This window comes from Pseudomonadota bacterium (assembly GCA_018817425.1).
Taxonomy (GTDB): domain Bacteria; phylum Desulfobacterota; class Desulfobacteria; order Desulfobacterales; family RPRI01; genus RPRI01.
Genome location: JAHITX010000007.1, coordinates 102152 through 114295 on the forward strand (window position 1 = coordinate 102152; position 12144 = coordinate 114295).

General features: G+C 39.6%; 11 protein-coding genes. 4 read left to right on the top strand and 7 right to left on the bottom strand.

The genetic code is table 11. The features are described 5' to 3' along the window. The first annotated feature begins 395 nt into the window (after window positions 1-395). Entirely contained in the window at window positions 396-1703 is a 1308-nt protein-coding gene (locus KKC46_01695; GenBank protein ID MBU1052522.1) for a DUF1329 domain-containing protein, read from the top strand. Window positions 1704-1814: 111 nt separating this feature from the next. Next, window positions 1815-3395, top strand: a complete 1581-nt coding sequence (locus KKC46_01700) for a hypothetical protein (protein ID MBU1052523.1) — start codon at window positions 1815-1817, stop codon at window positions 3393-3395. Window positions 3396-3891: 496 nt separating this feature from the next. On the opposite strand, the gene KKC46_01705 is transcribed toward KKC46_01700, so the two are convergent. From KKC46_01705 to KKC46_01715, 3 genes are all read right to left on the bottom strand, one after another. Further along, entirely contained in the window at window positions 3892-4065 is a 174-nt protein-coding gene (locus KKC46_01705) for a hypothetical protein (GenBank protein MBU1052524.1), read from the bottom strand. A 137-nt stretch (window positions 4066-4202) separates the two neighbouring features. Continuing rightward, window positions 4203-4403 carry a cold-shock protein gene (locus KKC46_01710; protein ID MBU1052525.1) on the bottom strand — a complete coding sequence of 67 codons (201 nt, stop codon included), beginning with the start codon at window positions 4401-4403 and terminating at the stop codon, window positions 4203-4205. 322 nt (window positions 4404-4725) lie between these two features. Continuing rightward, entirely contained in the window at window positions 4726-4998 is a 273-nt protein-coding gene (locus KKC46_01715; GenBank protein MBU1052526.1) for a DUF615 domain-containing protein, read from the bottom strand. Window positions 4999-5213: 215 nt separating this feature from the next. Here KKC46_01715 and KKC46_01720 point away from each other — a divergent pair, with 215 nt between their 5' ends. Continuing rightward, window positions 5214-6410 carry a class I SAM-dependent RNA methyltransferase gene (locus KKC46_01720; GenBank protein ID MBU1052527.1) on the top strand — a complete coding sequence of 399 codons (1197 nt, stop codon included), beginning with the start codon at window positions 5214-5216 and terminating at the stop codon, window positions 6408-6410. A gap of 85 nt (window positions 6411-6495) precedes the next feature. Here KKC46_01720 and KKC46_01725 read toward each other — a convergent pair whose 3' ends face one another. Beyond that, complete coding sequence (locus tag KKC46_01725) at window positions 6496-6945, bottom strand: hypothetical protein (protein MBU1052528.1); 450 nt, start codon at window positions 6943-6945, stop codon at window positions 6496-6498. Window positions 6946-7402: 457 nt separating this feature from the next. Here KKC46_01725 and KKC46_01730 point away from each other — a divergent pair, with 457 nt between their 5' ends. Continuing rightward, window positions 7403-9655 (top strand): inorganic phosphate transporter, encoded by a 2253-nt coding sequence (locus tag KKC46_01730; protein MBU1052529.1) that lies wholly within the window; start codon window positions 7403-7405, stop codon window positions 9653-9655. 700 nt (window positions 9656-10355) lie between these two features. On the opposite strand, the gene KKC46_01735 is transcribed toward KKC46_01730, so the two are convergent. The 3 genes from KKC46_01735 to KKC46_01745 form a co-directional block, all read right to left on the bottom strand. Beyond that, window positions 10356-10574 (bottom strand): hypothetical protein, encoded by a 219-nt coding sequence (locus tag KKC46_01735; GenBank protein ID MBU1052530.1) that lies wholly within the window; start codon window positions 10572-10574, stop codon window positions 10356-10358. A 183-nt stretch (window positions 10575-10757) separates the two neighbouring features. Then, window positions 10758-11636, bottom strand: a complete 879-nt coding sequence (locus tag KKC46_01740; GenBank protein MBU1052531.1) for a 4Fe-4S binding protein — start codon at window positions 11634-11636, stop codon at window positions 10758-10760. Further along, a complete protein-coding gene (locus KKC46_01745; GenBank protein MBU1052532.1) occupies window positions 11614-12141 on the bottom strand; it encodes a hypothetical protein in 528 nt (175 codons plus the stop codon). The genes KKC46_01740 and KKC46_01745 overlap by 23 nt, the downstream gene beginning before the upstream one ends. Window positions 12142-12144 lie beyond the last annotated feature (3 nt).

A 12144-nucleotide genomic window follows, 5' to 3' on the forward strand; every position in this document is an offset into this window, starting at 1 on the left:
GGAGGATCTGGGGATTGATTTTAGCAAATTAATAAGTTGATAAGTATAAATAGAAACATGATCTTATCTGTTCCTGTTTCTTAAAATACTATCTTACAATATTTAATATTATAAGACAGTATTTTACCCGCTATTATTTTCTTCGATAGATATAACCTTTCGGAAATTAGCAGGACACATATAATTATTGATTAGCGATTTTTGTTAATAATCATGTTTATGGAGATATCTTTGTCCGGCATGCATTAGTCCTCTTTATGTTTCATGTCTTTCTAAATAGTGTATAAACTTTGATATGATCATTAAAAGGGCTATTTTACGCTGGATGAAGCTATAATATAACAACCGAAAAGATAAATGAAAAGGAGGGAAATGTTAAATTGGAAAGGAAACAAATGAAATTTTCAAAGTGTTTTGGTTTGCCACTGTGTTTATTGTTCGTTCTGTTGCTGTGTAGTAGTGCTATTCATGTTCTTGCTATGGATTTACCTGAGGTGATTGATAAGACCAACTGTGGTCAGTATAAAAATCTATTGTTTCCTGCTATGTATAATGCGGTTGAAAGAGGTGATTATGTTATTACGCCGGGGAATCTAAATTTTATGTTCAAACATAATGAAGATTTTCTATCTGCAAGCGCAAAGAATGAAGGTAAATTCGACATTAGTTCAGAGGGTTTTTTAATCGATAAAGCTACTGGGAAATATCCGATAAATCTATATGGATTTCCTTTTCCTAATATAGATCTAAAAGATCTCAAGGCAGGAGCAAAGATTATACAAAACTTCAATTACCAGAGATATCGTCTTATGGGATCAAGAGGTCAAATCAGGGTTATGTGGTTTGATAAATCCGGTGAAGAACGTTATGTGGGTGGATTGGATCAACGTCTTTATGTAAACGGCAGGCCACCCGCTCATCAGATAGAAAATCCCGACAACGTTAAGACTTATGATATGCAAAGAGTTCTTGAGCCAATGAGTGTAAGCGGAACAAATACAATGGCCATAGTATATCTAGGGGAAAAGGAAGACAGCAATTATTCCTATGTGCCTATTATTCGAAGGATACGTAAAGCTTCTTCAACATCAAGGTCAGATCCTTACATGGGTTCCGATTCATGGTGGGACGCAAATCATATGTGGTCAGGAAAAGACAGCTCTATGACATGGAAGTATGTAGGAGAAAGAACAATTCTTGTTTCTTTTACTAGTCCGGATATAGTTCCGGCACAGGAAATGCCCAATGGAAGTATGGCAAGGACATTTCCTTATACAGGTCGTCACTTCAAATATGGTTATGAAGACACAAAATGGAAAGGTGCATCATGGTCGCCTTTAAATATTACCTATGTCCCTAGAAAAGTATGGATTGTGGAACAAATGCCAAAAGATCCTTATTATAATTGGGGTTTGCACATAAATTATATTGATCAGGAAAATTTCATAATTTGGTACAAAGAAGTATCTGATCCGGCAGGAAAGTTTACTACCTGGGCTACGTTTTTTACACACTATAGTGAATGCCCTAGCGGAATAAATAACATCGGAGATCGCGATGCTTCTCTTTATATTAATGAGAGAGAACATCATGCTACATCTACCAACTTATCGGCGGACCCTGAATCATTTGTCTTTATGCCTGCTTCAGAACTAGGGCGCAAATATTTTACAATTAGTAATTTTTTGCAATTGTCAAAATGAAGGAACTCTAACTAATTTGAATTATATTGTTAAAGATGCTTTATGCATACTGCTTTTTGCAGAATCGGGAAGAATTTAATTGCATTGAAGCTTAAAATAGGGAGAAAAGAAATGAGGAAAAGAATTTTGTTTGAAACATGCTTATGCATGTTTGTTATTATGATAATGCTGGCAATTTTCTCTGCAAATGCTACAGCGAAAATGACTACCAGCTTTCACGGATATATAGAGTCCAATTTTGTTTTGCGTGATGCAGATGGTATTCAGTATGGTTTTTTTGATGAAGCTTATGGAGTACAACAAAGAAATACATTAAAATTTGATATTGATATTGAGCCAGATATAAATTTTGGATCTTTTATTGTAGGAAAAGTTCACCTGACCTTCAGGGGAGCTTATGATTCGATCTTTGATCTTCGTTCAGAAGATTATGATATCACAGGTAATATGGGGGCTTCGAGGTTTGATTACGGAGAAGATGATATCAAATATGAAAGTGATTTAAGAGAAGCATTTATCGATTTTGTCTACACAGGCGATTATGGCGGCGGCTTTTTCAGACCTGGAAGACAAATTGTTTCCTGGGGTGAGGGCAGTCTTGAAACCCTTCTCGATGTTATCAATCCACCGGATATGTCTTACAATCTTTTTTTTCAAAAGCCTGATGACGTTAAGACTCCACTCTGGATGGGACGTATAAACTACGATCTGCCGCGTTTTGCCAGTACTAGCATCAATTTTGATTTATTATGGATTCCTGATATCAGGCCTACCCAGTTCGGACCTCTTGACAGTGAAGCCGGTAATCCGCAAGTTGGTCTGGAATCTCCTTATGTGAGTATAACAGCTTTTTCCGATTTTAAAGGAATTTTCAATATCCGCGAGGATGTGCCCACCAATAATAATGAATACGGCGCCAGGGTAAGGGCGGATATCAGCGACAGGCTTACACTTTCTCTTGTTTATTTCAGGGATGTGGTCAATGAACCTGGCATTTTGTTAGTTAATAAAGATAATACACCAACGGCAATCTTAACACACAATAAACAGCATGTTTACGGCGGTTATTTCAGTTATCAATTGCTACTAGGCCGCTTTGAAGCGATTGTCAGAGGAGAAATTTCACGTTATACTGCTTATCCTATAAACCTTCCAAGATCTGAATACCATTTAAATCCAGAAGGAACAGGGACAATGACGTTTGAATATAGGCCGGTTACAAAGGCCTTAATTGCGATAGACAAGGATCTCCGTTTGAAATGGCTTTCCAGAGATTTATCGCAAGCTTCATTTGAATGGTTGCATAAGACAATAAATGAGTGGGACAGCAAGTTCAGCGAGGAGCATCTAGTTTCCCATTTTGAAGGCAACACTCTTATACCAAATACATATAGCAGCTCACGTAGATACGACCGCAGAAACGTAAGAGAGCAAGATGTCTTTATGTTTCGGATGAGGACATCCTGGTGGGCATCAAAATTGGTTCCTGCTATTTTAGTGGCATACAATCCGGGAAAGCACGGAGAAGGTGGAACCGGTATGACTAGATTTGCAATTAAGTGGAGCATTACATCCCAATTTTATACCACCTTAAGGTTACAAGCCTTTGTTGGAGACGATGATGCCAGTTACGCCTTTTCTGATGGCATATCAACTACTGAGGCATCAGTAACATTTGGATATGAATGGTAATTTTTAAAGCTGAGTAATCAATTTGAGATAGGATAAATTTTTGCGATCACTCATAGGTTCATCCTCCGTTTTGCCCTTTAATAGTTTTGCGGGAGGATGAACCTATATTATAGATGAATATAACAGTTCAGCTCTTTTAACTGAGTGCCTTTTTCGCAGATAAAATTGCAAATGCTTGTTCTTATACTGATCCAGTGAAATATCTTTCTCATATTCTGAGTTTTTCTTAATGCCGTGGGATTGCCATACGTTTGAGATGGGGAATATACGCCTCATCCCCCTGAAAAAAGGGATTGAAGGATTTCTTGAAGGTATTAAACATTGGTAAAAAGCCTAATGTATTCAACGGCCTTTTTCAACAAACATTGGAGAATAACCGGTAAAGTATGCGGCTTTTTTAACGGAATCAATCCGCAGAAGTTCTTGACTAAAAATGAGTTTTTCAGGAGCGTTTCATAGCCCCCTCAATTTGTCGATAAACAGTGCTGATAGGCCACTATTCTTGCAGGTCGTCCATAGAAGGAGTCAGGTCTTGTTCAGTTTCATCGCCTTCAACTTGATCGGTTTCAACCATCTTTTTATCCAGCTTGCTCTGTTTTTTCTCCTCTTTCTTTTTTTTCTTATCTATTTCTTTCTGATATTTCTGAAACTTGTAATTAGATCTTGCCATGGCATTTCCTTTCCGGTCGCTTGCCAAATCAATAATATTATTGATGATAGTGTAAAGCATTATAGCTGTTAAGCAACCATTAAAAAAAAGGCATCCCCCGATTCACAGGAGATGCCTTTAATTGTCTTAAATACAGGTTAGGCGATGGTTACATTTGCAGCAGCCGGACCTTTTGCTCCTTGCTCGATGTCAAAAGTCACATGCGAACCTTCACTGAGAGACTTAAAACCGGTAGCATTGATTGCGCTATGATGCACAAATACATCCGGTCCGTTTTCCTGTTCGATGAATCCAAAACCTTTTTGGTCGTTAAACCACTTAACAATTCCGTTTGTCATAATATTATCCTCCTTTCCAAAAATTTCAACGTTACAAGCTGAAGGATAATAGCGTTTCAAAAACGGATAATTCCCACAGAGAGAAACCCTCTCACTAATTTGCGACAGGATTTAATTGATACTGTATAATAAGCATGTTTACATATAATAGCAAGCTAAATTATTATTATTTTTTAATATATTAATAAATCGGCTTTATTCACAGGGTTTTTCAGACTGACTATCTTTTTGTTGGAGCATCTTGCAGATAAATTATCCAATAATAGCGGGGAAATACTATTCCGATGACTTATCGAGGAAGAAGTGTGCTTCCAATACCAGGTTACTTATGTATGCCAGACCGAATGCGATCTATGGCTTTCTCGATGGGCTGAGGATCAATTTGCCGCATAAGAACTCCGATATACTGAATCTGTCTACGCCGGGCACCATGGCTTTTTATTTTGCGTACCGATTTAATAGCAGCAAGAAGCTCTTCCGGTAGATCCATTTTCTCAATCTGGCTGAAAGGCAGAGCTACCAACTGTTCGCCAAGACTCTGTAATGCACGGTCTTCATTTTTTTTCTGTGTTCTGCTTTTATATTCCGTATCCATTTTGCAGACCTGATTCTTTATGTCTATAATTTAAGTTGATTTTACACTTAAAGTCTTGCAATGTATTTTAATGCGCCAAGGAAATGTTTTATCCATACATATAACAACTAATACTGCAAAAGGTTTGAAATGAGCAAGAAATATCTCGATCATTCTTTTCGTACCCAACTGATACCAGGTTGCATCCAAATTCGTATGATACGAAAGCAGTGAAAATGGTACCAGCCAATCGGATCAAATGCATCAGAAGAAAAAAGCGGCAATCAACAACGGTATATCAGTATCAAAAGAATTGCCGTTATCTTGCCCAGATAGCCGATGGCTTAAAAGAAGCCGGCGCGGAGGAACTATCCGAACTCGGCGCCGAAGATATCAGTCCTGATTACAGCGGAGTTTATTTTAAAGCTGATAAATCAATACTTTATCGAATTAATTATCAGACAAGGCTTATTTCACGCTGCCTCGCTCCTTTAATATCATATGCTTGTAATGATACCGATACGCTATATCAGAAAGCCAAACAGATAGATTGGGAAGATTTTATATCTTCCGGCAATACCTTTGCCGTATCAGCCAATGTATCCAATAGCGCCATTTCACATTCAAAGTACGCGGCCCTGCGCCTTAAAGATGCAATTGCAGATTATTTCAAAGAAAAAACCGGCATGCGCCCGAATGTGTCGGTAAGTAATCCGGATATCCAGCTTAACCTTAATATCAGAAACAATGAAGCAGTAATAAGATTCGATACTTCAGGCAGTGCGCTTCACAGAAGAGGATACAGAGAAGAAACCGTTTCGGCTCCTATGCAGGAAACTGTGGCTGCCGCAATTATCCGGCTTAGTAAATGGGATGGTTCTTATCCTTTATATGATCCTATGTGCGGTTCGGGAACTCTTTTGTGTGAAGCGCTCATGCATTATAGTAAAATTCCTGCCGGTATTTTCAGGACTCGATTCGGTTTTGAATTTTTGCCCGATTTTGACAACTCTGTCTGGAAGCAGGTAAAAAATGAGGCAGACGGTCACATCATAGAATTGCCGAAAGGACTGATTGCGGGAAGTGATGTGTCTGCGGAAGCTGTCAGCATGTCGCAAACAAACCTTATGGGGCTTCATTACGGAAAGAATGTAAGCATTGAAAGATCAGACTTTAGAAAACTGCCATCCCTTGAGAATCATGTCATTGTTGCCAATCCACCTTACGGCATCCGAATGGGAAAAGACGAGAACCTTAAAATATTTTATAAAGATCTTGGTGATTTTTTAAAACAAAAATGCAAAGGCTCGAATGCTTTTATTTTTTTTGGAGATAGAAAGTATATCAAAAACATCGGGCTGGAAGCATCATGGAAAAAACCGGTCAAAGCCGGCGGCCTTGACGGCAGGCTGGTTAAATACGAGCTGTACTGATAATAAAAAAGCGGGCTCCAAAAAGATTGCGAACCCGCATGTCAAATTAAAAGACAACACCCTAAATTCTTGGTGTATTATGAAATCATCCCTTGCATGAGCCGTCTTTTAAACGATCCTGGTCTCTTAAACGATCCTGACTTCTTGTACGATTTTGGGTTCTCGTGGCAGCAAACAAATTACCGGCATTGCGATCTGTGAAATCCTGGCAGGAATCATCCATTAAACGATCCTGGTCTTTGGTACGATCACCGATTCTGTCGGCAGCATAGAGTTCTCCGATATGATTATCTGTTAAATCTGTCTGACAGGAGCCGTCCTTTAAACGATCCTGGTCTTTGTCACGATCACGGGTTCTGTCGGCAGCATAAAGTTTTCCGATATAATTATCTGTTAAATCTGTCTGACAGGAGCCGTCCTTTAAACGATCCTGACCTTTGGTACGATCACGATCCTGATCCCCGGCAATAACAATACTTGCACTACAGAACAGAACAACCAATACTAAAATTGTTGACTTACGCCAAATTGACATGACTCTCCTCCTTTTTGTTAAAATTAGATTTGTTTTTTTACTTAATTTTCACTCCCGGAATAAAAATAAATGATAATACAAATTATCGTTTTAAAATGATTTACGTCCGACGGCAAAGAAGGTCACATTTTTTTTAAGATCGACATAAAAAATATCGTTATGAAGAATATCATTGTTCTGCCAGTTTAATTCAAATTTCAGGGATGATGTCATATTTGATTTCTATATTTACAAGTTATCTTATATATTTAAAAAAACCTTTTATAAACTCGTTTTTTTCTTTCCAATAAATAAATTTTATTCTTTACTTTATTCTAATATTTCCCTAACAATACCCAAAAAATTATAAATGTGATTTGTAGATCATTTTCTTTTTGCTTTAGCTGATCAAATTGATTTTTCACTATACAACCTATTGTAATTAAAAATATATTATAAATATTATACGGATAATTATATGGAAATCTATGTATTTGCGGTAGGCATATTGTTTGCCGTGGCAAGTATGGATCTAATTTTTGGTGTCAGCAATGATGCAGTTAATTTTCTTAATTCATCAGTTGGCTCCCGTGTGGCTCCCAGGCATATAATTATGATTGTGGCAAGTCTTGGCATACTTGCTGGTGTTACTTTTTCAGGCGGTATGATGGAGGTAGTCCGAAAAGGGATATTTCATCCCAAATACTTTATTATGCCTGAGTTAATAACAATTTTCCTTGCTGTTATGATAACCGATATACTGCTTCTTGATATTTTCAACACATTCGGCTTACCCACATCCACAACAGTTTCCATTGTTTTCGAGCTGCTTGGAGCGGCCATTGCCGTATCTATTGTAAAGATCACACACAATGACCAGAGCTTGATGGCACTTTTGGAATATATAAATACAGCAAAGGCATTGAGCATAATATCGGGTATACTGCTTTCTGTGTTTATAGCATTTATTTGTGGAGCGTTAGCCCAGTTTGTTACACGACTGGCTTTTACCTTTGATTATGAAAAAAGGTTGCGCCGCTATGGTGGAGTATGGTGCGGTCTTGCCCTTACGATGATAATATATTTTATCTTAATCAAGGGCGCAAAAGGGGCATCTTTCATGAGTCCCGATATGGTTGTGTGGATTAAAACCCATACCTGGAATATATTGGGTTATGGTTTTATAGGTTTTGCATTACTGGCCCAATTTTTAACTTTATTTACAAAATTTAATATTCTAAAGTTCATTGTTCTTGCCGGCACTTTTGCTCTTGCCATGGCCTTTGCCGCAAATGACCTTGTCAATTTTATCGGCGTTCCTTTAGCCGGATATCATGCATTTACACTGGCCAAAGCCAGCACCGATCCCTTAACCATTCCTATGGCAGCAATGCAAAATCAAATTCATACCAATACTTTTTTTCTTCTGGGCGCCGGGGGTATTATGGTGCTTACGCTATGGTTATCCCGCAAAGCACGTTCAGTTACCAAAACCATGGTTAACTTAAGCCGGCAGGATGAAGGGCTTGAAAGATTTGATACATCCCGATTATCCCGCATTATGGTGCGAACGGTAATCTGGGTAATAAATACTTCAAACAAAATTTGCCCGGAATCTATGCGCTTATGGTGCAGTAAAAGATTTGATGCAAGCAATGTTCAGCCCGTTGCTGGATATAATGGTGCTATTCCTGAATTTGATTTACTCCGTGCAAGTGTCAACCTTGTAGTAGCAAGCGCCCTTGTCTCATTGGCAACCAGCATGAAACTTCCCCTTTCAACTACTTATGTTACGTTTATGGTCGCCATGGGCGCATCTCTGGCAGATCAGGCCTGGGGTTCTGAAAGTGCCGTCTATCGGGTTACAGGAGTTTTGACCGTTATTGGCGGATGGTTTTTTACCGCCTTTAGTGCATTTACTATATCATTAATTTTTGCCTTTGTGCTTTCTTACACTAACAAATGGGCAGCTATTGTTCTATTATTGTCTGTGGTTGGACTTATAATCTTCAGAAATTTCAAGATTCATGGCCACAGGGAAAAAGCGGTTGAAGAGCTGGAATTGTTGGATTTGAAGAGAGTGACCGATGCCAATTTTGCCGAGCGGACTTGTTTTGAGCATACCGGGCGTTATTTGAAAATAGTCCGGAAAAATCTGACCTTATGTTTTGACGGCATTCTTACCCAGGATCGTAAGCAATTGAAGGAATTGCGTAGTGGAACAAGCAAAATTCAGACATGGTCCAATATTATAGTGGCTAACATATTTAAGACGCTGCGGCTATTGCAGCAAGATGAAGCTAAAAACGAAAACGCCGCTAAGTATTCCTATGTTGTCTCCGCATTGCAGGAAATTGCCGAGAGTCTGCGCGATATGATACTTAGATGCCATGTGCATACTTCAAACCAGCATTCAGGTCTCTTGCCTGAACAGAAAAAAGAACTTCAACAGGTACAAAAATTTGTTGAGTTGCTGCTTGACGATACCTCCCGTATTCTGCTTAACCGTGAAACGTTTCGCTATCGAGAAATTGCGGCTCATTATGTGGCGCTTAAACAATTTCTTGAAGATATTGACCACAAACAAGTGGAAAGAATTTGCTGTAACGAATCAAAAACCAGGCTTAGCATACTGTTTTACGGTATCAATAATGCCTGTCTGAAAATAAGCGAGCAAACGCTGCAACTGCTTAATATATTTGATGATATATTTAAACTGGATAAAGAATGATTTAGTATGAAGCACCCCCTTCAACGGATTATTATAAAATAAATAACGTATAAACACCATAAAGAAAGCTCCACCCAGAGGTATCGAATCATTTAGCCCTGTTACAAGAAAAACTCCGCCCATTTTCTGATTAAATTATGGGCGTTGCACTCGGTATATTCAGCTGATCGGCAAAATAGTATAGTATTCTGTTATACGGGATAAGCTGAAACTGTGACATATAGACAGAATGTGTTTGAGACCCATCCCATATTGAACTGCTTTTGTAACACCTTCAGGAAAAGGGGCGATAAACTGTTTGCCTTCATCGTCTTCAGTGGAGCCTTAAGCCGGACCATTATCTGGAGTTGATCCAACAAAGGCCCCAGGCCTTTTTCTCGGCACGTCCTATCCGGCAATGGCGCAGCAGTTGGCCGAACTGTCTGGAACGGCTTTTAGAACTTTTCATAAAAAAGCAGGGAGCTACAAAAGGTGTTAAAGATTTTATCTCCGTATTAATGCTGTAACAAGGACCATGACACCAAGATAATTGAAACAGCCATAGAAAAAGCCCTTTATGCCAATACCGGATTAAGCGATGCGGTAAAACATATTTTGCTAAATGGCCAGGTTACCCATTTTGGTTCTTTGGAAAATTGGCACACATTTCCACCTCCAGATGTTTCTGTTTATCAACAGATCGGAGGTTATACATTCGCTTTCACTCCTTTTTTTTAAACCATCTGCAACCAACGGTAACAAGCAAAACAGCCAGACCTATGCCGCCGCATCCTAAACAGGATGAGCAATTCCCGCCATTGCACTTAGACAAAGCCGCCAGACCGGCCAAACCGCTTGAAGCGCCGAGCACTCCGAACAGGAACGTTTCCTTGATCTTCTTCCGGGTTAAAGCTTTAAATTCATGTTTATCCGCGTTCATCTGTTTATCCTGTAAAATGGAGGGCGGCTGTGTAACCCACATAAGCGCTAAGTTAGTTTATTAAGTTCATCAATAAAAACGATCCTCGATATCATACCGTTTATCTTCCTTCGACATTCATTATTCCTTGTTCTAAATTCGATATTCAAATTACTTTCATATAATTGCTATAGTTTAATTGACTTAACGCTTATGTGTTTGCCCCCCCGGCACGCGGCTCAACAATCCTGGCTCCACCTTTCCAAAGGTAATAGCGCCCTGAGGACAGGCCGTTAAGCAGTTCCCGCAGGGCATACACGAAAGATGGTCGATACGTGCCGTATCATTGATCTCAACGGCCCAGACTGGACATACTTCTTTGCATTTGCCGCAGCCATTACATTTTTCGGCAGATATAAAAAATCTTTTGCCAAACCGTTGGCCAAACCGGTTTGAAAGGGCATCCAGCGCTCCAATGGGGCATAGCAAATTGCAGTATCCCCTTCCTCCTTTTGCCAGAAATCCAAGTAAAACCACTAAACCAAGATTGATGATTCCTGCCGTCCTGAAAAAGTAGGCAAGATCCGCAGGGGAAAAGGCCGCACCAAACATTCGGGGAATTGTGGCAAAATTACAGTAGTTACAGCAAAGACTGCCGATTCCAAATGCCGCCGCTAAAAAATATACGGACAAATACCCGTACCGGAAGGCCGGTGCCGGAATCCTGGAAAAATCGATTTTAAGAAACCGTGGAACTAGGCGGCTTCCCAACTCCATAGCCCCGCCCACCGGGCATAAGTGGCTGCACCAGTAACGCCCCCAAAATAAGGTGGATATCAGAACCCCAAACACCAGGGCAACTCCCATATAACTTCTCAGATATCCTGCAAAATAGGCACTTGCTGATATACCATTGCGCCAGACAAAAAACATACGGGGACACCATGTGCCGCAAAAATTGCTGTCTGCTGTAAATTGGAAAACAAAGGATAAGGGCGGCAAAAACAAGAAAAGAGACAGAAGCATAATCGCAAACCTATACCTTGTCATAAAACCCTTTTCAGTGCGGGTAAACGGTTTCATCTGTGTTTTCCTTTTCCTTAAAGATAATTGGGACGCGCAACAGGGAATTACCGGACCCGGTATCGTAGAATGCCAATGAATATTTTTTGCCAACTGTTTTATGGTTTGGGTCCGTTAATTTGTTTTTGCCGGATACAGGTCTCATAACAAGCCAAAGGGAAATGCGATCTCCAGGTTTAAGATCATAGAAGATATTATCCTGAAATCTTGGTTTATCGCGAAAACCCATATCCACAATTGGTTCCGCCGAAAAAAGTTCATAATTCATGGGCAAACTCCCTTCCAGAACCACCCGTGCATCTCCATGATAAGGAGGCAGAATTTTTGCCGTAACAATCTGTGTATAACGCTTTTTACCGCCTGTATAGTAGGATGGGTGCCGGGCTTTTCCTCCCCGTTCGGAAATCAGCCCTATGGCATGGCCGGAATCGCCCCACCGGTAAACGGCGGCAAAAAGTGAAAGCCCGGCAGAAAGTATAAACACCAGGGTTTTTTTGTATCGCATTTG

Coding starts and splice junctions, on each gene's coding strand:
- KKC46_01705 (MBU1052524.1), bottom strand. CDS start 4,065: ATGGCAAGATCTAATTACAAGTTTCAGAAATATCAGAAAGAAATAGAT.
- KKC46_01710 (MBU1052525.1), bottom strand. CDS start 4,403: ATGACAAACGGAATTGTTAAGTGGTTTAACGACCAAAAAGGTTTTGGA.
- KKC46_01715 (MBU1052526.1), bottom strand. CDS start 4,998: ATGGATACGGAATATAAAAGCAGAACACAGAAAAAAAATGAAGACCGT.
- KKC46_01745 (MBU1052532.1), bottom strand. CDS start 12,141: ATGCGATACAAAAAAACCCTGGTGTTTATACTTTCTGCCGGGCTTTCA.
- KKC46_01740 (MBU1052531.1), bottom strand. CDS start 11,636: ATGAAACCGTTTACCCGCACTGAAAAGGGTTTTATGACAAGGTATAGG.
- KKC46_01725 (MBU1052528.1), bottom strand. CDS start 6,945: ATGTCAATTTGGCGTAAGTCAACAATTTTAGTATTGGTTGTTCTGTTC.
- KKC46_01695 (MBU1052522.1), top strand. CDS start 396: ATGAAATTTTCAAAGTGTTTTGGTTTGCCACTGTGTTTATTGTTCGTT.
- KKC46_01735 (MBU1052530.1), bottom strand. CDS start 10,574: ATGAACGCGGATAAACATGAATTTAAAGCTTTAACCCGGAAGAAGATC.
- KKC46_01730 (MBU1052529.1), top strand. CDS start 7,403: ATGGAAATCTATGTATTTGCGGTAGGCATATTGTTTGCCGTGGCAAGT.
- KKC46_01700 (MBU1052523.1), top strand. CDS start 1,815: ATGAGGAAAAGAATTTTGTTTGAAACATGCTTATGCATGTTTGTTATT.
- KKC46_01720 (MBU1052527.1), top strand. CDS start 5,214: ATGGTACCAGCCAATCGGATCAAATGCATCAGAAGAAAAAAGCGGCAA.